Source organism: Thermoactinomyces sp. CICC 10523, assembly GCF_016055105.1.
Classification (GTDB): Bacteria; Bacillota; Bacilli; order Thermoactinomycetales; family Thermoactinomycetaceae; genus Thermoactinomyces_A; species Thermoactinomyces_A daqus.
Map to the genome: position 1 here is coordinate 1 of NZ_JAECVX010000046.1, position 843 is coordinate 843.

At 55.3% G+C, this 843-nt stretch carries 1 rRNA gene; it reads left to right on the top strand.

From position 1 onward, the window contains the following. A 23S ribosomal RNA gene (locus tag I8U19_RS17115) occupies positions 1–843 on the top strand; the annotation flags it as partial.

The following is an 843-nucleotide window of genomic DNA, read 5'->3' on the forward strand; positions in this document are numbered from 1 at the left end:
AGGGCGCATGAGTACGTAGTCGTCGACCCGAAACCGGGTGATCTACCCATGTCCAGGGTGAAGTTCCGGTAACACGGAATGGAGGCCCGAACCTTTTGGTGTTGAAAAACCATAGGATGAGGTGTGGGTAGGGGTGAAATGCCAATCGAACTCGGAGATAGCTGGTTCTCCCCGAAATAGCTTTAGGGCTAGCCTCGGAGCAGGAGTGATGGAGGTAGAGCACTGATTGGGCTAGGGGCCCTCACCGGGTTACCGAACTCAGTTAAACTCCGAATGCCATCCACTTTTCCTCCGGGAGTCAGACTGCGAGTGCTAAGATCCGTAGTCAAAAGGGAAACAGCCCAGACCACCAGCTAAGGTCCCCAAGTAACCGCTAAGTGGGAAAGGATGTGGAGTTGCCCAGACAACCAGGATGTTGGCTTAGAAGCAGCCATCATTCAAAGAGTGCGTAATAGCTCACTGGTCAAGTGACTCTGCGCCGAAAATGTAACGGGGCTAAGCGGTTCACCGAAGCTGTGGATGTTGCCGAAGGCAACATGGTAGGGGAGCGTTCCAAGCGGCGTCGAAGCCGCATCGTGAGATGCGGTGGAGTGCTTGGAAGTGAGAATGCCGGTATGAGTAGCGAAAAGAGGGGTGAGAATCCCCTCCGCCGTAAGCCTAAGGGTTCCTGAGGAAGGTTCGTCCGCTCAGGGTAAGTCGGGACCTAAGCCGAGGCCGAAAGGCGTAGGCGATGGACAACAGGTTGAAATTCCTGTACCACCTGATTCCGTTTGTACGATGGGGGGACGCAGGAGGGTAGAGAATCGCGCGACTGGATGTGCGCGTCCAAGCGGTGAGGCTGAA